The organism is Arthrobacter sp. B3I9, assembly GCF_030816935.1.
GTDB lineage: Bacteria > Actinomycetota > Actinomycetes > Actinomycetales > Micrococcaceae > Arthrobacter.
The window spans coordinates 3,161,819-3,186,906 of sequence record NZ_JAUSYO010000001.1 but is presented as its reverse complement, the minus strand read 5'-3'; the positions used below and the strand labels follow the sequence as shown (position 1 = coordinate 3,186,906).

The 25,088-nt window shown below is 66.9% G+C and carries 21 protein-coding genes, 3 tRNA genes and 1 pseudogene; 18 read left to right on the top strand and 7 right to left on the bottom strand.

The window, feature by feature from the left end; genetic code table 11:
* Nucleotides 1-35: 35 nt before the first annotated feature.
* The 3 genes and pseudogenes from QFZ65_RS14840 to QFZ65_RS14830 all read right to left on the bottom strand — a co-directional run.
* Nucleotides 36-1,472, bottom strand: coding sequence for a short-chain fatty acid transporter (locus QFZ65_RS14840; RefSeq protein ID WP_306911469.1), 1,437 nt, complete (start codon nucleotides 1,470-1,472; stop codon nucleotides 36-38).
* A gap of 72 nt (nucleotides 1,473-1,544) precedes the next feature.
* Nucleotides 1,545-2,363 carry a DUF1295 domain-containing protein gene (locus tag QFZ65_RS14835; RefSeq protein WP_306911468.1) on the bottom strand — a complete coding sequence of 273 codons (819 nt, stop codon included), beginning with the start codon at nucleotides 2,361-2,363 and terminating at the stop codon, nucleotides 1,545-1,547.
* A 361-nt stretch (nucleotides 2,364-2,724) separates the two neighbouring features.
* Nucleotides 2,725-3,015, bottom strand: a pseudogene (locus QFZ65_RS14830) (alpha/beta fold hydrolase); the annotation flags it as partial.
* A 355-nt stretch (nucleotides 3,016-3,370) separates the two neighbouring features.
* Between QFZ65_RS14830 and QFZ65_RS14825 the strand changes: the two are divergent.
* The 6 genes from QFZ65_RS14825 (at nucleotide 3,371) to QFZ65_RS14800 (ending at nucleotide 9,708) form a co-directional block, all read left to right on the top strand.
* Nucleotides 3,371-4,828, top strand: a complete 1,458-nt coding sequence (locus QFZ65_RS14825) for a YibE/F family protein (RefSeq protein WP_306911467.1) — start codon at nucleotides 3,371-3,373, stop codon at nucleotides 4,826-4,828.
* A gap of 76 nt (nucleotides 4,829-4,904) precedes the next feature.
* Nucleotides 4,905-6,086, top strand: a complete 1,182-nt coding sequence (gene dusB / locus QFZ65_RS14820) for a tRNA dihydrouridine synthase DusB (protein WP_306911466.1) — start codon at nucleotides 4,905-4,907, stop codon at nucleotides 6,084-6,086.
* Nucleotides 6,070-7,368 (top strand): deoxyguanosinetriphosphate triphosphohydrolase, encoded by a 1,299-nt coding sequence (locus QFZ65_RS14815; protein WP_373427598.1) that lies wholly within the window; start codon nucleotides 6,070-6,072, stop codon nucleotides 7,366-7,368. The genes dusB and QFZ65_RS14815 overlap by 17 nt, the downstream gene beginning before the upstream one ends.
* A gap of 64 nt (nucleotides 7,369-7,432) precedes the next feature.
* Nucleotides 7,433-9,373: a DNA primase gene (gene dnaG / locus QFZ65_RS14810; RefSeq protein WP_306911464.1), complete on the top strand. Its 1,941-nt coding sequence runs from the start codon at nucleotides 7,433-7,435 to the stop codon at nucleotides 9,371-9,373.
* A 53-nt stretch (nucleotides 9,374-9,426) separates the two neighbouring features.
* A tRNA-Asn gene (locus tag QFZ65_RS14805) sits at nucleotides 9,427-9,499 on the top strand.
* Between the two features lie 136 nt (nucleotides 9,500-9,635).
* Nucleotides 9,636-9,708: transfer RNA gene (locus QFZ65_RS14800), tRNA-Asn, on the top strand.
* Between the two features lie 105 nt (nucleotides 9,709-9,813).
* On the opposite strand, the gene QFZ65_RS14795 is transcribed toward QFZ65_RS14800, so the two are convergent.
* Nucleotides 9,814-10,221 (bottom strand): hypothetical protein, encoded by a 408-nt coding sequence (locus QFZ65_RS14795; RefSeq protein ID WP_306911463.1) that lies wholly within the window; start codon nucleotides 10,219-10,221, stop codon nucleotides 9,814-9,816.
* A 432-nt stretch (nucleotides 10,222-10,653) separates the two neighbouring features.
* Complete coding sequence (locus tag QFZ65_RS14790; RefSeq protein ID WP_306911462.1) at nucleotides 10,654-11,877, bottom strand: multidrug effflux MFS transporter; 1,224 nt, start codon at nucleotides 11,875-11,877, stop codon at nucleotides 10,654-10,656.
* A 181-nt stretch (nucleotides 11,878-12,058) separates the two neighbouring features.
* Between QFZ65_RS14790 and QFZ65_RS14785 the strand changes: the two genes are divergently transcribed.
* The 6 genes from QFZ65_RS14785 (at nucleotide 12,059) to QFZ65_RS14760 (ending at nucleotide 17,445) form a co-directional block, all read left to right on the top strand.
* Complete coding sequence (locus QFZ65_RS14785) at nucleotides 12,059-12,949, top strand: phage holin family protein (protein WP_306911461.1); 891 nt, start codon at nucleotides 12,059-12,061, stop codon at nucleotides 12,947-12,949.
* A gap of 56 nt (nucleotides 12,950-13,005) precedes the next feature.
* Complete coding sequence (locus QFZ65_RS14780; protein WP_306911460.1) at nucleotides 13,006-13,647, top strand: CDP-alcohol phosphatidyltransferase family protein; 642 nt, start codon at nucleotides 13,006-13,008, stop codon at nucleotides 13,645-13,647.
* Nucleotides 13,647-14,552, top strand: a complete 906-nt coding sequence (locus QFZ65_RS14775) for a DMT family transporter (RefSeq protein ID WP_306911459.1) — start codon at nucleotides 13,647-13,649, stop codon at nucleotides 14,550-14,552. The genes QFZ65_RS14780 and QFZ65_RS14775 overlap by 1 nt, the downstream gene beginning before the upstream one ends.
* A gap of 103 nt (nucleotides 14,553-14,655) precedes the next feature.
* On the top strand, nucleotides 14,656-15,852 hold the full coding sequence (locus tag QFZ65_RS14770; RefSeq protein ID WP_306911458.1) for a glycosyltransferase: 1,197 nt from the start codon (nucleotides 14,656-14,658) through the stop codon (nucleotides 15,850-15,852).
* A 96-nt stretch (nucleotides 15,853-15,948) separates the two neighbouring features.
* A tRNA-Ile gene (locus QFZ65_RS14765) sits at nucleotides 15,949-16,022 on the top strand.
* A gap of 232 nt (nucleotides 16,023-16,254) precedes the next feature.
* The gene (locus tag QFZ65_RS14760; protein WP_306911457.1) at nucleotides 16,255-17,445 is read left to right on the top strand and encodes an acyl-CoA dehydrogenase family protein; all 1,191 of its coding nucleotides are present in this window, start codon (nucleotides 16,255-16,257) and stop codon (nucleotides 17,443-17,445) included.
* Between the two features lie 55 nt (nucleotides 17,446-17,500).
* Here the strand turns inward: QFZ65_RS14760 and QFZ65_RS14755 are convergent, their stop codons facing one another.
* Nucleotides 17,501-18,094 carry a M23 family metallopeptidase gene (locus QFZ65_RS14755; RefSeq protein ID WP_306911456.1) on the bottom strand — a complete coding sequence of 198 codons (594 nt, stop codon included), beginning with the start codon at nucleotides 18,092-18,094 and terminating at the stop codon, nucleotides 17,501-17,503.
* Between the two features lie 441 nt (nucleotides 18,095-18,535).
* Between QFZ65_RS14755 and rpsB the strand changes: the two genes are divergently transcribed.
* From rpsB to QFZ65_RS14725, 6 genes are all read left to right on the top strand, one after another.
* Entirely contained in the window at nucleotides 18,536-19,414 is an 879-nt protein-coding gene (gene rpsB / locus QFZ65_RS14750; RefSeq protein ID WP_306911455.1) for a 30S ribosomal protein S2, read from the top strand.
* Nucleotides 19,415-19,557: 143 nt separating this feature from the next.
* Nucleotides 19,558-20,394 (top strand): translation elongation factor Ts, encoded by an 837-nt coding sequence (gene tsf / locus QFZ65_RS14745; RefSeq protein WP_306911454.1) that lies wholly within the window; start codon nucleotides 19,558-19,560, stop codon nucleotides 20,392-20,394.
* A 157-nt stretch (nucleotides 20,395-20,551) separates the two neighbouring features.
* On the top strand, nucleotides 20,552-21,289 hold the full coding sequence (pyrH, locus tag QFZ65_RS14740; protein ID WP_306911453.1) for a UMP kinase: 738 nt from the start codon (nucleotides 20,552-20,554) through the stop codon (nucleotides 21,287-21,289).
* 130 nt (nucleotides 21,290-21,419) lie between these two features.
* A complete protein-coding gene (gene frr / locus QFZ65_RS14735) occupies nucleotides 21,420-21,977 on the top strand; it encodes a ribosome recycling factor (RefSeq protein ID WP_306911452.1) in 558 nt (185 codons plus the stop codon).
* A complete protein-coding gene (locus QFZ65_RS14730; RefSeq protein ID WP_306911451.1) occupies nucleotides 21,977-22,897 on the top strand; it encodes a phosphatidate cytidylyltransferase in 921 nt (306 codons plus the stop codon). The genes frr and QFZ65_RS14730 overlap by 1 nt, the downstream gene beginning before the upstream one ends.
* Before the next feature lie 70 nt (nucleotides 22,898-22,967).
* Entirely contained in the window at nucleotides 22,968-23,555 is a 588-nt protein-coding gene (locus tag QFZ65_RS14725; RefSeq protein ID WP_306911450.1) for a DivIVA domain-containing protein, read from the top strand.
* A 66-nt stretch (nucleotides 23,556-23,621) separates the two neighbouring features.
* Here the strand turns inward: QFZ65_RS14725 and QFZ65_RS14720 are convergent, their stop codons facing one another.
* Nucleotides 23,622-25,088 carry a cation acetate symporter gene (locus QFZ65_RS14720; protein WP_306911449.1) on the bottom strand — a complete coding sequence of 489 codons (1,467 nt, stop codon included), beginning with the start codon at nucleotides 25,086-25,088 and terminating at the stop codon, nucleotides 23,622-23,624.

Here is a 25,088-nt window from a genome sequence, read left to right as displayed (position 1 = left end):
GGGTCAGTTGGGTTTAGCGGCTGTTACTTGCGCCTTTACGGGATAACCGGGGGGACGAAGTCGAAGGTCATTCCCAGCAGCCAGACCAGCAGCAGCACCACCGGCAGGTGGAAGACGAACTGCAGGAAGGTGAAGCCGACGAGGTCCCGGGCCCGGAGCCGCAGCACCGCGAGCAGGGGCAGCATGAAGAACGGGTTGACCAGGTTCGGGAGGGCCTCGGCAATGTTGTAGATCTGCACGGTCCAGCCGAGGTTCATCTGCACATCGGTGGCGGACTGCATCACGTAGGGCGCTTCCACCAGCCACTTGCCGCCGCCGGACGGGACCAGCAGGCCCAGGACCGCGGTGTAGAGCGCAATCACGACGGCGAACGCGCCGCTGCCGCCGATGTCCGCGAAGAACTCGGCCAGGTGCGCGGAGATCGTCATCCCGCCATGGCCGGGGGCCTTGGTTAGGATCGCCGCCATCGCGGCGTACAGGGGGAACTGGACCAGGATTCCGGCGGTTGCCGGGACGGCCTTGGTCACGGCCTGGAGGAAGTTCCGCGGGGTTCCGTGCAGCACCAGGCCAAGGATCAGGAAGACCAGCAGGTAGCCGTTGAGGCTGCTGACAACGGACAGGAACGGCTTCGTCAGGAACTGGGAGACCAGCCAGCCGAGCGTCAGGATGCCAGCCAGGATCGGCAGGATCATGCTGTATTCGAGCCACTCACCGGGGCGGGAGCGGGGCGCCGCCGCGGTGGGTTCGTCGTCGAGGTCGACGCCCAGGTCCTCGGCGGTGCGGATCGCACCGCCCTGGGGTGCGGAGAAGTGGGCGATCACTGTAGTGAGGGCCATCAGGATGGCAAGGGTCAGCAATGATTGCCACGTGAAGATGGTGGTGCCGAAGTCCAGAATGCCGGTGATCTTCAGCAAAGCGGGCGGCAACGACGCCGCGGTGGCCTGAAGCTGCGCGGCGGAGGATGACAGCCCCAGGGCCCAGACGGCGCCGAGGCCCATGAAGGCGGCCGCGCCGAGCGCCCGGTAGTCCACGCTGAGGTCCTTGCGGCGGGCGATGGCACGGGCCAGCAGGCCGCCGAAGATGAGGCTCAGGCCCCAGTTGAGGAAGGACACGGACATGGACATCAGCGCCACGAAGCTGACGGCCGTGCGGGCCGTGGACGGGACGAGGGCCAGCCGGGCGATGAGTTTGGCCACCGGCGGGGAGGTCGCCACGACGTATCCGGTGAGCACCACCATGGCCATCTGAAGCGTGAAGGCGGTCAGGTCCCAGAAGCCGTTGCCGAAGGAGTCGGCGATCGACTGGGGTGAGGCGCCGATGGCCAGGGCCGCCACGGCGATGATGACGACGCCGGCCAGGGCGAAGATATAGGCATCCGGGAACCACTTTTCGGTCCAGGCCGCCATCCGTTGGGCTATCCGGGCGAGACCACGTTCTTCGGCTCCGCTTTTAGTCAGGACTGTGTGTGACACAGAGGGGTACCTCTCCATTGAGTGCGATTTTGTACCCGGTGAAGTTTAGTGCCGATCCGGCGGCAAGCGGGCTTATCGGCGCCGGCCGGGCGCGCGCCGCTGCGGTGGCAACGGCAGGAAACCGGGCGTTGACTCTATGTACTCCTGGTAGCCTGGCCGGCCGGACATCGCCTTCTCGGTCAGTGGCTTGCCGGTCTTTCCGGCGAGTGTCCAGATCATCAGGGCAGGGGAGAGGACGGTCAGGACGCCTGGCCAGGAGTCGGCGGCCACCAGGAACAGGCCGGCCCAGACGGCGGCGTCACCGAAGTAGTTCGGGTGGCGCGTGTAGCGCCAGAGCCCGGTGCTGAGGACGGTGCCACGCCGGGCCGGATCGGCCTTGAACTGCGCCAGCTGCCGGTCGCCGACCGTCTCGAACACGGCGCCCAGGAGCCAGAGCAGGACGCCCGGCACCGCCACCCAGCCCAGGCTGCCGGTGCTGAACATGCCCACCTGGACGGTGAGGGACACGAAGAACAGCACCAGGCCCTGGGGGAGGTAGACCCGGCGCAAGGCGTAGGCGTTGCGGGAGCCGGGGGCCGACGCAAGCAGGTCCACGTAGCGCGGGTCCTCGTGCCCGCCCAGGGCGCGCAGACCGATATGGACGCTGAGCCGCAGGCCCCAGACGGCCACGAGGACCAGCAGCAGCAGGCGGCGCCCGTCGTCGCCCTCGCCCGCCGAGAGCAGCCAGGAGATTGCCGTGACCAGGACGAAACCCAGCCCCCAGGCGGCGTCCATGACGGAGTGCCGGTTCTGCCGCACAGCGAGGGCGAACGTGCCTGCCAGCAGCACCGCGAGCCCGCCGGCTGTCCAGGGCAGGCTGGACAGGAAGGCGTCCAGGGGGAAGTGGGGCATCACAGGACCACGGGGAGGCTGGCGCCGGCGGCCGGCAAAAGGTTGCGGAAAGCCCGGGCGCTGCGCGGGGTACCGACGCTCCGCTGTCCGCGGCGAACACGTCCAGGATGTAGCCCGTGGCGAGGGAATTCCAGAGGCCAAGCCGCCGGACCATGAAGTGCCCCGCCCCCTTGAGGGACACATAGGCCACCGATTCCGCGACGCCCTCGGCGCGCCGGGCGTAGGCCAGGGAGTTGGCGGGGCTGGTCCAGCGGTCCTCGGTGCCGTGGACGATCAGCACCCGGCGGCCGGCGACGCGCTGCACCTGCGTACCGCGGTCCAACCACGGCGCGAGTGCCACGACGGCGCGCACCTGGGGGTCATCGGCCACGCAGAGCGCAGTCAATCCGCCCATCGAGTGGCCCAGCAGGTAAACGGGAACATCCGGATGGTCCCGGCGGATATGGGACAGGGCCCAGCGGGCGTCCTGGACGGGGGACATGTCCGCCCCGTTCCAGCCGCGGTACCGGTTCCGCAGCGTCCACACGGCCAGGCCCTGCGGCCCGCCCTTGGCGCGGAGGGTCTGGGCGAAGGGCAACATGCGGGCCGGGCTGAGATGCCGGCCCCGGACCGATTCGTAGCTGTTGGCCCGGCCCCCGTGCAGGACCAGCACCACGCCGCGGGTCTTCCCGCGTGCCGCGGCGACGCTCAGCACCGCCTTCGCCGCCGCACCGGAGGCTGCCTCGTCTGCCTCGCGGCCGTCTATTTTGTGTATCACCACGCCGGTGCCCTCTCCAACGTCATCCGTTCATATCCAACGGCAGGTTCCCGGACGGCATTCCCCCCCCGGGTGGTCCTCCCCCCGATCCCTTTCGCAGGACATTCGGAGCCGGGGCTTCCGGGGATGGGTTCCAGGGGGCGCCGCCGCGTGACCCGGCCGCCGGGCCGCCGACCGCCGTCGGCCGCGTCATCCGGCGGGAGAGGCGCCGCCGACGCCGTAATGTTTTCGGCATGAGGTTGAACTACTGATGGGCGCCGGACATGCACACGCTCCCGGAGAACGCGCCGAGCCGACGCTTCAGGCGCTCGCGGCGAGGAAAAAGGCAAACCAGATCCTGGCCGCCGTCCTGATCCCGCTGACCCTGCTGACTCTTGCCGCGATGGCCATGCTGTGGCCCTCCGGCAGCAAAGAGGGCATCACGCTCGCCAGCCCCTACGCCGCCGCGCCCGGCGTCACCTTTGACACCGGAAAGATCCAGCGCGTCGTCACCGGCAGCTGCATGGACGGGGCCGACGCCGGGGGACAGGCCGGTGACCCCGGCCAGGTTCCGGCCGCGGGGGACGGCGCACCCGGGCAGGGCTCCCAGTGCATGTTCGCGTTCACGGAGCCGGACAAGGGCGGCAATCCGGTCAAGGTGGTCATCAACCCGGACGTCGCCAAGTCGCACGGAGTCAAGGTCGGGGACACCATCCGCTACCTGAACCTTTCCAAAGCCCAGGGCGCCTCCGCATCGCAGGGCACCCCCGCGTACATTTTCGTCGACTTCGTCCGGACCCTGCCCATCATCTTCCTGGCCGTGCTGTACGCCTTCGTCGTGATTGCCGTTGCGCGCTGGCGCGGGTTGCGGGCGCTGATCGGGCTGGCCGGCGCGTACGCCGTACTCGTGGCCTTTATCCTGCCCGGACTGGTGGAAGGCAAACCTCCGCTCCTGCTGGCGATGGTGGGCTCCACCGTGATCATGATCGGGGTCCTCTACTTCGCCCACGGTTTTTCCGCCCGGACCTCGACGGCCCTGCTGGGCACCATCTTCGGGCTAGGCATCACTGCCCTGCTGGCCGCGTGGGCCACGGACGCTGCCAACCTGGCCGGGGTGGGCAGCCACGATGCCGCCTCGCTGGTCAACATCTCGGACCACATCTCGATCTCCGGCATCATCCTCTGCGGACTCATCATTTCCGGCCTGGGTGTCCTCAACGACGTCACCATCACACAGTCTTCTGCCGTGTGGGAACTCTGGGAACTGGCCCCGGAAACGTCCTCACGGCAGCTGTTTGCCGCCGCGATGCGGATCGGCCGCGACCACATCGCCTCCACGGTCTACACCGTCGCCTTCGCCTACGCCGGTGCTGCCCTGCCGGTGCTGATCCTCGTGATGCTGTACGAACGTCCCCTCGGCGATGCCCTGACGAGCGCGGAACTCGCCGAGGAAGTGATCCGGACCCTGGTCGGCTCCGTCGGGCTGGTGCTGGCGATTCCGGTCACCACTTTGATCGCGGTGCTGGTAGTCAAGGCAACCGGGATCAAAAGCGCCGCTTCCAGGACCGTGGGTTCGACGGCGCCGTCGGGCGCCTTCGCACTCGGGACCGCCGGGGCTCCCGACGTCGTCGCTCCCGCCGCCGTTGTGCCCGCCGTCGGCGACGCGCGCGACGGCGGCGCAGCGCCCCCGGAAACGCGCCGCGGACGGCGGGCGGCGGCGCGTGACTGAGCGCGGTTTTCCAGCTGTTTGTCCACATACGCGCCGGTGATCCGCCCGATTTGCCCGGCTTTGAGACAATGATCTGGTGACTGTTGTAGCAACGCCTCCCGCCCCCAAGCTGGAACTCCCGCCCCTGAAGCTGGGCCAGATCACGGTGGACACCCCCGTGATCCTTGCCCCCATGGCCGGAATAACCAACTCCGCCTTCCGCAGGCTGTGCCGCGAATACGGCGGCGGACTGTACGTCGCGGAGATGGTCACCTCGCGTGCCCTCGTTGAGCGCACGCCGGAGTCGCTGCGCATCATTTCGCACGACGACGACGAGAAGGTCCGCTCGGTGCAGCTCTACGGCGTGGACCCGGTGACTGTCGGCCAGGCCGTCCGGATGCTCGTCGAGGAGGACCGGGCGGACCACATCGACCTCAACTTCGGCTGCCCCGTACCCAAGGTGACCCGGCGCGGTGGCGGTTCGGCCCTGCCCTGGAAGATCGACCTTTTCACCTCGATCGTCCAGACCGCCGTGAAGGAAGCCTCCAAGGGCAACGTCCCGCTGACCATCAAGATGCGCAAGGGCATCGACGAGGACCACCTCACCTACCTTGACGCCGGCCGCATCGCCCGTGATTCCGGAGTAGCCGCCGTCGCACTCCACGGCCGCACAGCGGCCCAGTTCTACTCCGGCCAGGCCGACTGGTCCGCCATCGCCCGCCTGCGCGACGCGCTTCCGGATATCCCGGTGCTTGGCAACGGCGACATCTGGTCCGCCGAGGACGCCGTCCGCATGGTCCGCGAGACGGGCGTCGACGGCGTCGTCGTTGGCCGCGGCTGCCAGGGCAGGCCCTGGCTGTTCGGCGACCTCATGGCAGCCTTCGAAGGCAGCGACCAACGGCACAAGCCGAACCTGCGCCAGGTGGCCGAAGGTGTGTACCGGCACGCCGAGCTGATGGTTGAAACCTTCGGCAACGACGAAGGCAAGGCACTCCGCGAGATCCGCAAGCACGTGGCCTGGTATTTCAAGGGCTACGTGGTCGGCAGCGAGCTGCGGACCAAGCTGGCCTTGGTGACCAGTCTCGAAGAGCTCCGTGGCACGCTCGACCAGCTGGACCTCGAGTCACCCTACCCGGGTGTAGACGCCGAAGGCCCCCGCGGCCGCGCGGGCTCGCCCAAAAAGCCGGCGCTGCCCAAGGACTGGCTGCTGAACCGCACCATGGACGCGGAGCAGTCGCGCGAGATCAGCCACGCCGAACTGGATGTGTCCGGTGGCTGAGACACGGACCGCAGCCCCGGTGCTGGCGGGCTACACCGGCCGCGACTGGGCACGCTGGGTGGAGGAGCCGGCCAAGAGCACGTACCGCTCCGACTTCGAACGCGACCGTGCCCGCGTCCTGCATTCCTCGGCGCTGCGCAGGCTCGGTGCAAAGACGCAGGTCGTCGCACCGGACACCGACGACTTCGTCCGCACCCGCCTCACGCACAGCCTCGAAGTGGCACAGGTCGGCAGGGAACTCGGCCGTGCGCTGGGCTGCGACCCCGACGTCGTGGACACCGCGTGCCTCAGCCACGACCTCGGCCACCCGCCCTTCGGCCACAACGGCGAATCCGCGCTGAACGAGGTGTCCCACGGGATCGGCGGCTTCGAGGGCAACGCCCAGACCCTCCGCCTGCTGACCCGCCTGGAACCGAAGGTGCTGGACGCTGACGGCCGCCCGGCCGGGCTGAACCTGACCCGGGCAAGCCTCGACGCGGCCGCCAAGTACCCGTGGTCGGCAGAGAACGCGCCGGTCATCCATGGGCAGCGGACCAGCAAGTTCGGCGCCTACGAGGACGACCTGCCGATTTTCAACTGGATCCGCGAGGATGCCCCGGACCGCCGCTCCTGCCTCGAGGCCCAGGTCATGGACCTTGCGGACGATATCTCCTACTCGGTGCATGACGTCGAGGACGCGATCGTGGCGGGGCACTTCCAGCTGCGCTGGATGGACAACCCGGACCACCGCGCCCGGGTGGTTGGCTACGCCAAGCAGTGGTACCTGCCGCACAATGATCCGGCGGCAATCGACGCGGCCCTGGCCCGCCTGGAAGCCACCAGTGTCTGGGTGCGCGAGGCCGACGGCAGCCGGAAGTCGATGGCTGCCCTCAAGGACATGACCAGCCAGCTCATCGGCCGTTTCTGCCAGAGCGCACTGGAGACCACCCGTGCCGTCTACGGGCCGGAAAACCTCACCCGTTACAACGCCGAACTGATCGTTCCTGATGAAACCGTGATGGAAATCGCCGTGATGAAGGGCCTGGCCACAACTTTCGTGATGACCACGGAACACCGGCAGCCGATCTACGAGCGGCAACGCGAGGTCCTGCACGCGCTCGTCACGGCGCTCAACGCCACCGGGGACCGCCACCTGGAGCCGATGTACGCTGCCGACTGGCGCGCCGCGGAAAACGACGCCGGGCGGTTGCGCATCGTGATTGACCAGGTCGCCTCGCTGACCGACGGCTCGGCGCTTGCCATGTATGAGCGGCTCGTAGGCAGCCTGCCCTCCCTGTGGTGACTGGTACGGTGACCGGCACCATAACGGGAGCATCGGCGTCGGACCAGCGCATTAGGATGGCACTGTGGCCGGCCTGATCAAGCGTGAAGATATCGACGAGGTGCGCCAGCGCACTGACATCAGGGAAGTCGTTGAAGGCTATGTGACCCTCAAGGTCGCGGGCCTGGGCTCTTACAAGGGTTTGTGCCCGTTCCACGATGAGCGTTCGCCCTCGTTCACGGTCCGCCCCCAAGTGGGCAGGTACCACTGTTTCGGCTGCGGCGAGGATGGCGACGTCATCTCCTTCGTGCAGAAACTGGACCACACCTCCTTCTCCGAGTCCGTGGAAAAGCTGGCTGCCCGGATCGGCTACGAGCTGCGCTACGAGGACGGCGGCTCGGGCCCGAACCGGGAGGACATCGGCCGGCGCCAGCGCCTGCTGGACGCCCATAAGGTCGCTGACGAGTTCTTCCGCGCCCAGCTGCTGACCCCGGGGGCCGCCGAGGGCCGCAACTTCCTCCACGGCCGCGGCTTTGACCGGGCCGCCGCAGAACAATTCGGCGTCGGCTACGCCCCGCAGGGATGGGACTCGCTGCTCAAGCACCTCCGCGGCCGCGGCTATACCGATGCCGAGCTCAAGCTCACGGGGATGTTTTCGGAAGGCGGCCGGGGAATCTACGACCGCTTCCGCGGCCGGCTGATCTGGCCGATCCGGGACATCGCCGGGGACACCATCGGCTTCGGAGCCCGCAAGCTCTACGAGGACGACCAGGGCCCCAAGTACCTCAACACCCCCGAGACCGCGCTCTACAAGAAGTCGCAGGTCCTGTACGGGATCGATCTCGCCAAACGGAACATTGCCAAGGACCGCCAGCTTGTCGTGGTGGAGGGCTACACCGACGTCATGGCCTGCCACCTGGCCGGCATCCCGACCGCGGTGGCAACCTGCGGCACAGCGTTCGGTACAGAGCACATCAAGATCGCCCGGCGGCTGCTGTCCGACGACGGCAGCGGCGGTGAGGTCATCTTCACCTTCGACGGCGATGCTGCCGGGCAAAAGGCGGCCTTGCGGGCCTTCGAAGAGGACCAGCGTTTCGTGGCCCAGACCTACGTAGCGGTGGAACCCGGGGGAGCGGACCCGTGCGAGCTGCGCCAAGCCAAGGGCGATTCCGCCGTCCGGGACCTCATCGGTACCCGGCGCCCCCTGTTTGAGTTTGCCATCCGCGCCGCCCTGAAACGCCACAACCTGGACACTGTCGAGGGGCGGATCGCCGCCCTGCGCGAGTCCGCGCCCGTGGTGGCCCAGATCCGCGACGCCGGCATCCGCCCTGCTTACGCCCGCGAACTGGCCGGCTGGCTGGGCATGCCGGTGGAGGAAGTCAGCCGGGCGGTCGGGGCGGCAACCAAACGTGCCGCGCAGGGCCCTGGGCCCTCCGGTGCAGCGCCGGTGCAGGCCCGGGCACAGGGCGCCGGTTATGGAGCAGGAGCGGGAGCGGGAGCCGCGCCCGGTGTCGCGCCGCTGCCGCCGTCGGCCGTTCTTCCGTCCTACAACCGGCCGGACCCGCGCGACCCCGTGGCCACGATGGAGCGCCAGGCGCTCGAGGTCGCCCTGCAGGAGCCCGGGATGCTGGAAGGCGAGACGTGGCAGCGGTTCTCTGAAGCCCGTTTCTCCACTCCCGCGTACCTGGCCGTCCATCAGGCGATCCGCGCCACCGGACTGGCCTCCGCGGGGGACCCCGTGCGGTGGGTGGAGCAGTTGCTGCAGGAAGTCCCAGAGCCGCTCCGGCCGCTCGTGTCCGAGCTTGCAGTCGTGCCGTTGCCGGCCAGCACAGCGGAAGCCGTACAGCGCTACTGCAGGGACATCCTGGCGCGCCTGTTCGAGCTCCAGATCACCCGGGTCAAGGCCGACAAGATGGGCCAGCTGCAGCGCCTGGACGCGGCCGCGGATCCGGAGGCCTTCCAGCGGCTGAACCGCGAGCTTATGGCGCTTGAAGTGGAGCGCAGGTCGTTGCGCTCCGACGGCTAGGGCGTCAATTTCGCTTCCGGGCGCAGGGTTTGCTAGGCTAGTACCCGCTTCATTCCTCCTTAGCTCAATTGGCAGAGCATTCGACTGTTAATCGAAGGGTTGCTGGTTCAAGTCCAGCAGGAGGAGCGCGCAGTCCCCGTCCCGGTTCCCCGGGGCGGGGACTTTTTAATACCCCCGTGGGGTATTGCGGGGTTTGGCCGAGCAGGGCGGGCCGCCGATTTCCATAGCGGCAAAACCTTTGCTAATGTCGTACCTGCTTCATTCCTCCTTAGCTCAATTGGCAGAGCATTCGACTGTTAATCGAAGGGTTGCTGGTTCAAGTCCAGCAGGAGGAGCGCGCAGGTCCCGCAGCCGGTAGACAACCGGCTGCGGGACCTTTTTTGTGCCCTGCACGTTGTGCCCCGCATTTTGTCCCCCGAGGTGCGGGTGAGGGCCGGGGCTCAGACGAAGAACATCTCCACCTGGAGGAACTGTTCAGCTTCCGCGACGGCGGCCTGGAACGCCTCAAGCTCGGTGGGGGACTTCCGCGGTTCGCGCGGATGCCACTCGTGCGGAGCTGAATGGACCTGGGTGAAGCCGCCGCCGGGCGGGGCGTAGAAGATGCCGAAGCGCTGTACCGGCCATTCCGGCGAACTCTCCGGGGCAACCAGAAGCGCTGATTCCTGGGCGGGGTTGTACCACTGGGCGATTGGACGCCGCCGGTCCTCCGTGAACAGCCCTCCCGCGAAGAGAGCCGCCGACTGGCGCCCCATTTGGTTGCACAGCCGATCCCACCACAGGGGCAGGATACCGGTGTCACACCGCTGCCACATGGTCGGAAGGGGCTGAGGGTCCTGCCGGTGGGGCACGTACCAACCTTATCGCCCGGAACCGACCCCGAACAGGGCCGCGGCAACGGGGTTTCCACACGCGCCGCACGCAGGATTGGACATGCTCCGCGCTGGTGCTGGACATGCTCCGCGCTGGGGTTGGCGGGTGGACATAGACCTCATATGTCCATTCCTGGCCGGGAAAAATGAGCATGTCCTCCCAGGGAGCTCAATCCGGGGTAGTGCCTGCGCCCGCGCAGGTGGGACATGCTCAGCGCTGGGGCTGCCCGTTGGACATGCTCCCTGCTGGGGCTGGCGGGTGGACATAGACCTCATATGTCCATTCCTGGCCGTGAAGATTGGGCATGTCCTCCCGGGGTCGTGCTTGTGCCCCTTGCGGGTTGGACATGCTCAGTCCGGCGCCCGAAGAATGGGCATGTCCTCCCGCGGGGCAGGAGGGTCCCGCCGGACCTAGTGGATCGAGGGGACGGTCCGCGGACGGACTACGAGCCAGAGGGCGGCCGCGGCCAGCAAGATGCAGGCGGCCTGTACTGCGCCCATCGGGGTTGCGGAGCCAAGGCCCAGCCAGCCGACCACAGGGGAGATCAGGCCGGCCATCATGAAGGTCGCCGCTCCGAGCAAGGAAGCCGCGGTTCCTGCCTGCGCGCCGTGCTTGGCCAGCGCCAGGACCTGGACGCAGGGAAAGGTGAAGCCGGCACCGAGAATGTAGAACCAGAGCGGCACCATGACCCCCCACAGGCCGAAGCCAAGCTGGTCGAAAATAACGATCAGCAGGGCCATGAGGAACATCCAGGCCGTGGAGCACGCCAGGATCCACTGCGGCGGGACGATGCGGATCAGCCGCGAGCTGGTCTGGACGCCCGCGACGATGCCCAGCGAGTTGATGCCGAAGAGCAGCCCGTACTGCTGCGGACTGAAGCCGTAGACGTTTTGGAAGAGGAACGGCGAGGCGGAAAGGTACGTGAACAGGCCCGCGAAATTCATGCCGCCCAGCATCAGCAGGCCCACGAAGACCCGGTCCTTGAACAGGACGCCGTAGCGCTGCCGGGCCGTCATCCCGGTCTTGCCGCGCAGCTCTTTCGGTAAGGTTTCCCGGACCACGAAGACCGCCGCGATGATCACACACGTCCCGTAGCTTGCCAGGAAAACGAAAATGCCCGGCCACGGCGTCAGCAGCAGCAGCTGCGAACCGATCACGGGGGCCAGGATCGGTGCGAGCCCGTTAACGAGCGCCATCCTGGAAAACATCCGGACCATGGCATAGCCGGTAAAGAGGTCACGGACCATCGCCATGGCCACCACTCCGCCGCCGGCAGCGCCGATACCCATCAGGACACGGAAGATTCCCAGAGTGGCGATATCTGAGGACAAGGCGGCTCCCAGCGAGGCGGTGATGTGCAGCGCCGTGGCCATAATCAACGGAGTCCGCCGGCCAAACTTGTCGCTCAGCGGCCCCACCACGAGCTGGCCCAGGGCGAAGCCCACGGTTGTGCCGGTCAGGGTCAGCTGCACGGCCGCTTCGGAAACGCCGAGGTCTGCCTCCAATGCCGGGAACGCCGGCAGGTACAGGTCCACCGTGAACGGCCCCAAGGCCGTCAGCGCGCCAAGCATGAGGATGTAGAGGAGCTTGCGACGGCGGCTCAGCGAATCGCCGGGAGTGGAGGGTGTAGTCACAGTGCTCAATCCTAGGCCCGCCTCACCGGCCCGCTGCGGCAGCGCGGGCACGCCACACCGCGCCCGCAAGGCCCGGCTACGCGCCCGAATGGTACTTTTGTCACCGGAGTGTGCGTCAAGCGGCGCAGACCGGTAAGCCCGCGCAAGCGGAATGACAGGTGTAACCAGTTAGGCGGAACCGATGAGCGGACGTCACAGCGGCGGGACAAGCGGCGGCACAAGCGGCGGGTTGCGTATTGCCGCGCTTCCCCGGACCCTGAAATGGATCTACAAGCTGGTGCCCCGGCAGCTTAACGACGAGATTGCCTTCGCGAAGATCGAACTTAAGCGCAAGGGCATCCAGCTGGGAGTCGCTGCCGCGTTCCTCGCCGTCGCACTGGTCTTCGTGGTGTTCCTGGTGATCGGCCTGATCGTGGCCGCCATCATGGGCCTGGCCACGATCATGCCCGCCTGGCTCGCGGCCCTGCTGGTCTGCGGCGTGTTCCTGCTGATTGCCCTGATCGTTGGACTGGTGGGGTACCGGAAATTGAAGAACGCAATGCCGCTGATGCCGGAAGAGACCGTCCGCGGCCTGAAGTACGACCTCGGCATCGCCAAGGAGGGCTCCGCCTTCGATCCGAAGCTTCTGGACCCCGACTCCCGCCAGTACAAGGCCGCAAAGGCGGCGAAGGCTGAGGCCGACGCCAAAGCGAAGGCGGAGAAGGAAGCCAAAAAGGCCGCCGAGCCGGAATTCGGCCCGCCGCCCACCGAGACGGAACTGCGGCTCCGGCTGCAACAGCGCCGCACGCACCTCACCGGAGTCCGCGACGAACTTACCGATGAGCTGGACGTCAAGACGCAGGCACAGGTTCTGCTTGCGATGGTCCAGGCCCGGTTCCGGGACGGCAAGGCGCAGCTCAGCTCCAAGGTGGCGAGCCTCAGGTCCTCCGCCACGGGCTCGTCCCGGACTCCCGCCTGGCTGAACGCCCAGGGCACGGCGGAGCAGCTGGGGCAGCGGTGGAAGCCGCTCGCTGCCCTCGCCGCGTCAACCGCTGCACTTGTATTCCTCTTGCGCAGACTGCTCAAGGGCTAGGCAGCCCGCTGAACTGCGACGCCCTGACGTTGCCGGCCACGGAGAGGGGGGAATGGATGAGATTCATCGGTGCTGGTGCCCGGCCCGGGCAGGCCCAGATCCACCACGACGCCGTCTTCACCATCCCCAACGTGCTGACCGTGGTCCGGTTCCTCGGCGTCCCGCTCTTCATCTGGCTCGTGCTCGGCCCGCGGGAATACGGATACGCCGCCCTGGTCCTGGCGGTCATGGCCAGCACCGACTGGGTGGACGGCTACATCGCACGGCGGTTCAACCAAATGTCCCATCTGGGCCGGATCCTGGACCCCATCGCCGACCGCCTGGCGCTCATCGCCGTTGCCGTGACCCTGGTTGTCGCCGGAGTTGTCGCGTGGTGGTATCTGACCGCCCTTCTCGTTCCGGACACCATATTGCTCGCGGTCTCGCTCCACTACTTCCGGGGCCACCCGGACCTGCCGGTCAGCCGGGTCGGGAAGATCCGCACCGGCCTGCTGCTGGCTGGCACGCCCCTGCTCGTGCTCTCCAAACTGGCCATCCCCGCGAGCGGGAGCTTCGCCGTCGTCGCCTGGATCTTCCTGGGACTCGGCCTCCTGGGGCACTGGATAGCCGGCTACAACTATCTGCGGGCCATCATCCGCAAGGGCAAGCGTCTTCGGGCCGGCAGCGCGGGGACCTCAGACGACGGCGGTCAGCGCTGATGGTATGGATTGCGGTATTGCTGGCGGTCCTCGGCGCCTGTTTCCTTGCCTTCGGTGCGCAGCGCCAGGGCAGCGCGGTCAAGGCCGACACCGGCGGGCTGGCGCTCAGCAGCCACGGCATGCTCCGCCTGATCCGCAGCCCCCGCTGGATGTTTGGCCTGCTGCTGCTGGCCACCGGCATGGTGATGAATGCGATTGCACTGGTCTCTGCACCGCTCACCGTAGTCCAGCCGATCGGGGCGATAGCCCTCGTCATCACCACGATCGTGAACGCCAAGGACCAGGGGCTCAGCATCAACCGGGCCACAGTGGTCGCCATTTCGGCGTGCGTCACGGGTTCAGCGCTGTTCGTTGTCCTCGCCGTCAATGTAACGCAGGAGAACCACCACGTCAGCGGCTCAGACGAGCTGACCATCGTGTTGCTGTTGGCCCTGGCCGTGGGACTGTTCGGTTCACTGGCGCTGATGTTCAAGCACCGGATGAGCGCCTTCATCTACATCCTCGGCGCGGGTGTGCTATTCGGCTTTGTGGCCGTGCTGACCCGGATCATCGGCAAGCACCTGCTCGATCCGAACGGCCTGGGTCTGCTGAATGTGCAGTGGTACTCCGTGGTCGCGATTGCGGCCGCCGGAGGACTCGGTTCGTGGTTTGTGCAGAGCGCCTACTCCGGTGGTCCGCCGGATCTGGTGATCGCAGGACTCACCGTTATCGACCCGATCGTGGGCATCGCGATCGGCATCGCGATCCTGGGTGAACTCCGGCCGGATGTCCACGCCGTCATGGCAATTGCAATGGGAACGGCCGCTTCCCTTGCTATCGTGGGAGTGATAGCCCTGTCCAGACACCACCCCGAGGTGACCAAGCGCAAGAAGGACGCGCGGAAGGCCGCCGGCCGGTCGTCCTAGGGCATCCGCACCAGACTTCAGCAGCCGGCCACCGCCAGCGCCGACGGCCAACCGGCCACCACAGCCCCAGCTGCCCGCACCGTGACCACCAGGAGCTCCCCACGTGACCATGCCTGACACCCAGCGCCCGCTGACCATCCTGATCGCCGCGGACACCTACCCGCCGCACGTCAACGGGGCCTCCCAGTTCGGTTACCGCCTGGCCAGGGGGATGACGGCCCGCGGGCACGAGGTGCATGTCCTTGCCTGCCGAGCTGACAAGGGCAAGAGCTTCACCGAGTTCCGGGACGAGGCAACCGTCCACCGGCTGCGGTCCCATTCGGTGCCGACCCACGAGTACTTCCGGGTCACCTTTCCCTGGGAGATCAAGAAGGAAATCAGCCTGCTGTTCGACCGCGTCCAGCCCGACGTCGTGCACATCCAGAGCCACTACATGATCGGCGAGCATGTACTTTACGAGGCCGTGAAACGCGGCATCCGGATCGTTGCCACCAACCACTTCATGCCGGAGAACCTGAACCCGTTCCTGCCGTTCCCGCAGTGGTTCAAGGACATCATCGGGCGCATCTCGTGGAAGGACATGGGCAAGGTCATGGGCCAGGCCGACGTCGTCACCACGCCGACGCCGCTGGCCGCCAAGGCGATGCACCAGCACGCCTTCCTCCGTAAGGTCCTCCCGCTTTCCAACGGGATCGACGCCGCCGCCTACGAGCTCCGGGCCGGTGAAACCCTGGAACGCCATTCCAGCCCTACAGTGCTCTTTGTCGGCAGGCTCGCAGAGGAAAAGCACGTCGACGTGCTCATCGACGCCGTCGCCAAGACACCTGCCCAGCTGGACGTCCACCTCGACATCGTCGGCGGCGGGGAGGTCCGGCAAGGCCTCGAAGCCCAGGTAGCCCGGCTCGGCCTGCAGGACAGGGTGACGTTCCTCGGCCTGGCGACCGACGCTGAGCTGCGGAAGGCCTACCTGCAGGCGGACGTTTTCTGCATGCCCGGCACCGCCGAGCTCCAGTCGCTGGTCACTCTCGAGGCGATGTCGGCGTCCACCCCCGTACTGCTGGCCGATGCCATGGCGTTGCCGCACCTGGTGCGCGACGGAGAGAACGGCTACCTGTTCACGCCCAATGACAGCGACGACCTCTCCGCAAAGCTGGTCCGGCTGTTCACGCTTCCCGACGACCAGCTCGCTGCCATGGGCAAGACGAGCCGGGAGATGGTGGAGAACCACAGCCTCGAGCGCACGCTCCAGACGTTCGAAGACATCTACCGCGGAGCCAGCCACGACGACCTGGTCATCTGAGGTCCGTGGCGCGGCTGGCAGGCACCACCGGCTAATGTTGTTAGAGTGTTTTTTGCTCGTACGCGGCCCGGTCCAGGGGCCGGCGCCCGGGCGCACGGGGCTATAGCTCAGCTGGTTAGAGCGCGGGACTCATAATCCTAAGGTCCTCGGTTCAAGTCCGAGTAGCCCTACCTTCGCCGGAACCCGTTTCGGGATCCCCGCGGGAGCCGTGGCCGATGTTACGACGTCGGCCACGGCTTCTTTCGTTTGCCGGGAACTCTTCCGGGTATCCGGACCCCTCGCAGCCCGGCCGAGAGGCTTGCGGGCCGCCCTCCCGCTGCGGTAAGTTACTGGCCAGTAACATATTGCCGTGTGCGAACCGGGCCCTGCGGGGCAACCGCCCGCCACAAGTAAAGGAGCTCCATGTCCAAGGCTGCTGTCGACATCAACAACCTCCCCTACGCCGACGGGGACTTCTTCGCTTTCGAACAGTTGCTCAGCGGGAAAGAGCAGGACCGGCTGGCAGAGGTCCGGGAGTTCTTGGCCCGCGAGGTCAAGCCGATTGCGGTGGACTGCTGGAACCGGGGCGAGTTCCCGATGGAGCTCATTCCGAAGCTGGCCGAGATCGACCTGGTCAGTCCGGTCCGCAGGCAGGGCTATTCGAACCTGTTCGCCGGGATCCTGCACGCCGAAGCCACCCGGGCCGACTCGTCCATTGCTACCTTCATGGGCGTCCATGACGGACTCTTCACGGGCTCAATTGAGGCACTCGCCTCGAAGGAGCAGCAGGACGCCTGGCTGCCGGACATCTACTCCCTCAAGAAAATCGGCGCCTTCGGGCTGACTGAACCGCTCGGCGGTTCCGACGTCGCCGGCGGCACCCGTACGACTGCCCGCCGCGAAGGCGGCAGCTGGATCCTCAACGGGGAAAAGCGCTGGATCGGCAACGCCACGTTCTCCGACTGGGTGGTGGTCTATGCCCGCGATCTGGCCGACAACCAGGTCAAGGGGTTCCTCGTGGACACCAAGGCGGAGGGCTACAGTGCCACCAAGATCGAGAACAAGATCTCGCTCCGCACCGTGCAGAACGCCGACATCACGCTCAAAGACGTCGTGGTTCCGGAGTTCTTCAAGCTGGCCAACGCCAACAGCTTCCGCGACACCAACAAGGTCCTCAAGGTCACCCGCCTCGCGGTAGCCTGGCAAGCCGTCGGGCAGCAGCTGGCTGCCTTCGACGTTGCCCGGCGTTACGCCGTCGAGCGCCACCAGTTCGGCCGCCCGCTGGCCTCCTTCCAGCTTGTGCAGCAGCAGCTCGTCCAGATCCTCGGCAACGCCGTGAGCTCCATGGGCATGATGGTCCGGCTCTCGCAGCTCGAGGACGCCGGCCAGGCCAGGGACGAGCAGTCGGCCTTGGCCAAGGCCTTCACCACGGCCCGCATGCGCGAAAGCGTGGCGATCGGACGCAGCCTGCTCGGCGGCAACGGCATCGTGACGGACTACGAGATGGCGAAGGTGTTCGCCGACGCCGAAGCCATCTACTCCTACGAAGGCACGCACGAGATCAACACCCTCGTCACCGGCCGGGCGATCACCGGGATCTCCGCCATCGTCTAGGGTTGCGGCCAACCCGGCTCTAGCGTCGCGGCCAGCCCGGCGCCTGGAATTGCGGCTAACCGGGCGCCGGGTCCAGCGGCGGCAGCAGGACGGAAGGCCGCAGGTCCATCACGAACGCCAGCGGGTTGACGTAGTCCTCGCCGCGCCGCACGCCCCAGTGGACGCACGGTGATGTGGCGCAGTGGCCGGGCAGGACGGTGCCCAACGATCCGCCTTCCGCGACATAGGCACCCTTTACCAGCTCGCTCTGCACAGGTTCGAAACTGCTCTTCAGGCCGTTGCCGTGGTCGAGAGTGATGACGGGCCGGTCCACGACGACCCCGACGAAACTCACGGTTCCTGACGCCGGAGCGGTGACCGGTGCGCCGAAGGACGTGGCCGCGAGGTCGACTCCCCGGTGGCCGCGCAGCCACGGCTTGGGCGGTGGCTCGAAGGCACGCAGGACCGCGGGTTCCGGGCTCAGCGGCCAGCTCCAGCCGGCCGGCTCTGGCGGCGCCGCCGGTACTGGCTCTGATGGCGCCGCCGGCCCCGTCGGCACGAGTTCCGCGGTCGCAGACGCCGCAGGCACGGGCGGTGCAGGACCACTCGCTCCGGCCACGACGGGGGAGAGGGCCAGGACCAAAGCCGCAAGCAGGGTGTGGGTCTTCATGGACCCACTCTGCCCGGGCCTCCTGGACAGCCGGCAGCCCCAGCCCCAGCCATGTGGACAAGTTCCGGCAGCGCCTCCTGCAGCCCCGGGTGGCCGCGGAAAACCGTCCGGTCCGGCAGTGCTCCTGTAGTACACTTGGTGGAGCAGTTTGCTGTGCCCTCACGCTGAATCAAGGTAATTGTTAAGCCGGCACGCCTCATTCAGGGGTGCGGGGGAGCAGCGGCTGACTACGCGTATCCAGCCCTCACCATTCGAAGCCTAAATTCTTCAGAGTGCGGAGGACTGTGCCTCTTGCGGTCCGGGCTCTTAATCCGGGTGAGTGGCGCAGTGGATGCCAGGAGCAACGCCCGCCTGGGTGATTGCTAATCAACCGTCAACTATTGGCAGGGTAAGACAGCCCATGGGCTCTCTCATGAATGACCTGCCGGAAGGAGCGCCGGCATGCCCGTCGTAACTATGCGCCAGCTGCTTGACAGCGGCGTCCACTTTGGACACCAGACCCGTCGTTGGAACCCGAAGATGAAGCGCTTCATCTTCACGGAGCGCAACGGCATCTACATCATTGACCTTCAGCAGTCGCTGTCCTACATCGACCGCGCCTTCGAGTTCGTGAAGGCCACCGTCGCACACGGCGGCACCGTCCTCTTCGTCGGCACCAAGAAGCAGGCACAGGAAGCCATCGCCGAGCAGGCCACCCGCGTTGGCCAGCCGTACGTGAACCAGCGTTGGCTCGGCGGTATGCTGACCAACTTCCAGACGGTCTCCAAGCGCATCCAGCGCATGAAGGAACTCGAAGAGATCGACTTCGACGACGTCGCCGGCTCCGCTTACACCAAGAAGGAACTGCTGCTCCTTCGCCGTGAGCTCACCAAGCTGGAAACCAACCTCGGCGGTATCCGCAACCTGACCAAGGCACCGTCCGTGCTCTGGATCGTGGACACCAAGAAGGAACACCTCGCTGTTGACGAGGCCAAGAAGCTGAACATCCCGGTTGTTGCCATTCTTGACACCAACTGCGATCCGGACGAAGTCGACTTCCCGATCCCGGGCAACGACGACGCCATCCGCTCCGTCAACCTCCTGACCCGCGTTGTGGCCGACGCCGTTGCTGAGGGCCTGATCGCCCGCAACCAGCGCGCAACCGGCACCACCGAAGCTCCGGAAGAACCCCTGGCTGAGTGGGAGCGCGAGCTCCTCGAAGGCAGCAAGGCCGAAGCCGCTGCCGCCGCTCCGGAAGCCGAGGCAGCTCCGGCCGCCGAAGAGGCTCCCGCTGCCGAGGCCGCCCCGGTTGCCGACGACGCCGCTGGCGAAACCAAGTAGCTCGTCAGTTCACTGACAAGTAAATCTGGACCTCCCCACGCGCTGTCCGCGGCGCCGGGGTACCGACAGGATGGCCGCTCACCGCGTGAGCAGCCGTCCTGTCGGTCCGTACACCACACACATTTCTAGACAGAGGGGTTCACATGGCGAACTACACTGCCGCTGATATCAAGGCACTGCGCGAGCGCACGGGCGCCGGCATGATGGATGTCAAGAAGGCTCTTGACGAAGCCAACGGTGACGCCGAGAAGGCCATCGAAATCATCCGCATCAAGGGCTTGAAGGGCGCTACCAAGCGCGAAGGCCGCTCCACCGCAGAAGGCCTGGTTGCTGCCAAGGTCGCCGGCGGCGTGGGCGTGATGATCGAAGTCAACTGCGAGACCGACTTCGTCGCCAAGGCTGACAAGTTCATCCAGCTCGCCGACAAGGTCCTCACCGTTGCAGTCGAGTCCGGCGCTGCCGACCTCGAGACCCTGCTGGCCACCGAGGTCGACGGCAAGCCGCTGTCCGAGGTTGTCATCGAAGAGGGCGCAGTTCTCGGCGAAAAGGTCGTTGTCCGCCGCATCTCCCGCATCGAGGGTGCAACGGTCGACGCTTACCTGCACAAGACCTCCAAGGACCTCCCGGCCCAGGTCGGCGTCCTGTTCGCTGTCGACGGCGAAGGCGAAGCCGCTGCTGCCGCAGCTCACGACGTTGCCGTTCACGTCGCCGCGATGTCCCCGAACTACCTCTCCCGCGAGGATGTTCCGGCCGAGCTCGTCGAATCCGAGCGCCGCATCGCCGAGGAGACGGCCAAGGCTGAAGGCAAGCCCGAGGCCGCAATGACCAAAATTGTCGAAGGCCGTGTCACGGGCTTCTACAAGGGCGAGGTTCTCCTCGACCAGGCATTCGCCAAGGACGCCAAGAAGTCCGTCGCGCAGGTCCTCGAAGAGGCCGGCGTCAAGGGCACCGCGTTCACGCGTTTCCGCGTCGGTTCCTAGTTCAGGAACCGTCCGGCATTAGCCAGGCGCGCTAAGGGGGTGGTCACCGAGGTGGCCACCCCTTTTGCATGCGATGCGGACACCGGCCAGGGTGGAATGACGCCTTTGGCCCCCGGCACGATAACCTTTTTTCAGAGTTCACCAACGGGAAGGCACCATGGAAACCGTCACCAATTCAGCCCAGCCGAAGAAGAGCCGGCGCAGAGTCCTGTTGAAGCTTTCCGGGGAAGTCTTCGGCGGCGGGAAGCTGGGCGTTGACCCGGACACCGTGCGTGACGTGGCCAAGCAGATCGCAGCGGCCGTGCCCGACGTCGAGGTGGCAATCGTCGTTGGCGGCGGCAACTTCTTCCGGGGCGCGGAACTGTCGCAGAGCGGGATGGATCGTTCCCGAGCCGACTACATGGGGATGCTGGGCACCGTAATGAACTGCCTGGCCCTCCAGGACTTCCTGGAGCAGGCCGGCGTCGAGACCCGCGTGCAGAGCGCCATCACGATGGGCCAGGTGGCCGAGGCGTACATTCCGCGCCGTGCCATCCGCCATATGGAGAAAGGCCGCGTCGTCATCTTCGGCGCCGGCGCCGGACTCCCGTACTTCTCCACCGACACGGTCGCGGCGCAGCGCGCCATGGAGGTCCACGCCGACGTCGTCCTGATGGCCAAGAGCGGCGTCGACGGCGTATACACCGCCGACCCGAAAAAGGACCCGACGGCCGAGAAGCTTTCCCGCCTGAGCTACGACGACGCCCTGCGCCGCGATATCCGGGTGATGGACCAGACCGCGATGACCATGTGCAAGGACAACAACCTCACCATGGTGGTCTTCGGCATGGAGGGTGAAGGCAACGTCACGCGTGCCATCCTGGGCGAGGACCTCGGCACCGTGGTCACCCCCTAGCTACGGCTAGGATGTTTTGAGGACAGTTCCGCTCCCCGGACCAGGGGGCCACCAGGCGGATAAGACAGACGGAACCAAGACCGCGCAGCGTTCCCGCCAGCCGGGATGCACCAATTTCTGAGGAGAGACCGTGATCGAAGAAACCTTGCTCGAAGCCGGGGACAAGATGGACAAGGCGGTTGAGGTAGCCAAGGAAGACTTCGCCTCGATCCGCACGGGACGGGCGACGCCGGGCCTGTACAACCGTGTGCTCGTGGAGTACTACGGCTCGCCGACACCGCTGCAGCAGCTGGCTTCCTTCGCCGTTCCGGACGCCCGCACCATCCTCATCACGCCGTTCGACAAGACCGCCCTGCGCGACATCGAACGGGCCCTCAGTGACTCTGAGGTGGGCGCCAACCCGTCCAACGACGGCAATGTCATCCGGATCACCATTCCCGAGCTGACCAAGGAGCGGCGCAAGGAATACGTCAAGATCGTCAAGTCCAAGGGCGAGGATGCCAAGGTCTCCATCCGCAACATCCGCCGCAAGGCCAAGGAGTCCCTGGACAAGCTCGTCAAGGACGGCGAGGCCGGCGAGGACGAGGGCAGCCGCGCCGAGAAGGAACTGGACGCCATGACGAAGGCGCACGTCGAAGGCATCGACGATCTGCTCAAGCGCAAGGAAGCCGAGCTGCTCGAGGTCTGATGGGTCAGGCACAGCAGGCCCCCGGGCCACCCCTCCGGGGGCCGGGCAAGCAGCGCAGTAACCCGACGCCCAAAGCCGGCAGGAACCTTCCAGCCGCCACTGCGGTGGGCCTTGGCATGCTCTTCCTCGTCCTGGGCGGACTGCTGTTCCTGCCGCTGGGCTTCGTGCTCGTCACCACCACGTTCGCGGTTTTCGGCGTCTGGGAGATCTTCCGGGCGCTGGAAGCCGCCGGCACCAGGCTGCCCATCATCCCGGTGATGGCCGGAACGGTGGCCATGCCGCTCGGCGCTTACTTCGGCGGCTCGGAAAGCCTGCTTTTCGCCATGCTGATCAGCAGTGTGGCCGTTTTGCTGTGGCGCTCCCTGGAGGGTGCGGCCGGTTCTGCGCGCGGCATTTTCGCGGGAGTCTTCACCCTGGCGTGGGTTCCGTTCCTGATCAGCTTCGCGGTGCTGCCCCTGCACACCTCCGGCGGCCGGACCCCGGTGGGGCTCTGGCCCGAGGGTGTCGTTCCGCCAGGCGCCTGGCAGATCGTGACCCTGCTGCTGCTGGTGGTCTCCAACGACACCTTCGGCTACCTCGTCGGAGCCTCGCTGGGGAAGCACCCGATGGCGCCCAAAATCAGCCCCAAGAAGACCTGGGAAGGCTTCGGAGGTTCCATCGCCGGGGCGATGGTGATCGGGGTGCTGGCCTGCCTCTTCGTGCTGGACAAGCCCTGGTGGGTGGGCGCGGTGCTCGCCGTCGGCATGGTCGCGGCAGCCACGGCCGGGGACCTGGCCGAATCCATGGTCAAGCGCGAACTGGGCATCAAGGACATGAGCAGCATCCTGCCCGGCCACGGGGGAGTTATGGACCGGCTGGATTCGATCGTCTTCGCTTCGCCGGTGGCCTTCATCCTCTTTTCGGCCGTCGCCGGCACTTAACTCGGCTTCGCTCCACACCCCCGGCCCATAGAATGGTGCCAGCTAACAGCCGAACGGCATTGAAGGAAACATGGTTACAGTGGACATTCAACGGCAGATTCCTGCTTCCTTTGACCGCGTGCAGCGGAACCAGTACGGCTACAACGCCAAGCAGGTTGATCAGTTCCTGGAGCGCGCACGGGTGTCGTTTGAAGCCCAGGGTTCCGCCGGGCGTCCGGTGAAGAGCGCAGACGTCCGGGCAGTGACCTTCGACCCCGTCAAGGGCGGCTATTCAGCCGCCGGCGTCGATGCCGCCCTGGACCGGCTCGAGGACGTCCTTGCCCTGCGCGAGCGCGATGAGCTGATCGGGGAACGCGGCGAGGAAGCCTGGCTCCGGGAGATCGGCCGGCTCGCCGGCCTGCTGCGCGGACGTCTCCACCGCCCCGATGGCGAGCGGTTCCGCCGTCCCAGTAAAGCCAAGGCGCGCAGCTACAACACCGCCGACGTCGATGACCTGTGCCATGAGTTGATCGGCTACCTGGAATCGGAGCGCCCGCTGAGCGTCGACAACGTCCGGCGGGCCGTCTTCCGGCCGGCCATGGGCCGCGACGGCTACGAGGAAAGCCAAGTGGACGCGTTCCTTGACCGTGTCGTCCAGCTGATGGCCGCCATCGACTGACGGCGGGGGTTCTAACCGGTCGTTCTTACCGGATGTTCCTAACTGGGCGTTCCTGCCGGGGGGTTCCTACCGGTCCGTCGCAAGCGGCCGTTCGGGGGTGTGCAGCCGCGTCATCAGCCGGGTGATCGTGCGGGGCACCCGGTGCTTCGTGGCCCGGGACACAAGGACCATGACGGCAAAGGCCGCCGGGACCGTCCACGCAGCGGGCTGCGCCAGCCAGGGCGGCGTGGCGGCGCTGCCCAGCAGGGAGCCGGCCACCATGGCCCCGCCGCACAGCAGGCCGCCGGTCACCATCCCGGCGATGGCCCCTGCATCCGTCAGTCCGGTCCACCAGATCCCCAGCAGCAGCACCGGGCAGATAGTCGAGGCCGTGAACGCAAACACCAGTCCCACGCTTCCGGCCAGCGCCTGGGAATCCGTCATGGACGCGATCCCCAACGGCACGACGGCGGAGAGGACCGCCGCGAGCCGGAAGCCCCGGACGCTGCCGCCGAGCACGTCCTGGCTGATGACGCCGGCGAGTGAGACCACCAGCCCGGACGTCGTGGAAAGGAAGGCAGCGAAGGCCCCTGCCACGACCAGGGCGGACAGCAGGTCCCCCGTGGGGCCGCCGATCATCCGGCCCGGCAGCAGCAGCACCAGCGCATCGGCCTGGCCGCTCCGGGCCAGATCGGGGGCGAAGAGTCGTCCGGTCAGGCCGTAGGCGGTGGGAAACAGGTAGAAGACCGAGAGCAGGCCCAGCACGATCAGGGTGGTCCGCCGCGCGGACTGGCCGTCCGGGTTCGTGTAGAACCGCACCAGCACGTGGGGCAGGCCCAGCGTGCCGAACAGCAGTGCCACCAGCAGGGAGATGTTCTGGTACGGGCTCGCCGGGACCGCGGCGGTGGGGTTCGCCCCGGCCTCGGCTACGGCGGGCGCGCCGTTTCCGGCCAGCACGAACAGGATAAACAGGACGGGCACGGCCAGCGCGGTCAGCTTGAGCCAGTACTGGAACGCCTGGACGAAGGTGATGGAGCGCATCCCGCCGGCCACTACGGTCACGCAGACAACGGCGACGACGGCCACCTGGCCCACCCAGGCCGGCAGTCCGGTGGTGATCCGGATGGCCAGCGCGGCGCCGTGCAGCTGCGGGACGATGTACAGCCAGCCGACCAGGACCACGACGATGCTGGTCACGCGGCGGACCGTCCGGGAGTCCAGCCGGGCTTCGGTGAAGTCGGGAATGGTGTACGCGCCGGAACGCCGCAGCGGTGCGGCCACGAAGAGCAGCAACATTAGGTACCCGGCCGTGTAACCCACCGGGAACCACAGGGCATCCGTGCCGGAGAGCAGGATCAGCCCGGCAACCCCAAGGAAGCTGGCGGCGGAGAGGTACTCCCCGCCGATTGCCGAGGCGTTCCACCAGGGCCGGACGGTGCGCGAGGCCACGTAGAAATCCCCGGTGGTGCGCGAGATCCGGAGGCCGTAGAAACCGATGACCGCCGTCGCGAGAGAGACGGCGGCGAACGCCGCGATGCCGACGGCCGGGTTCAC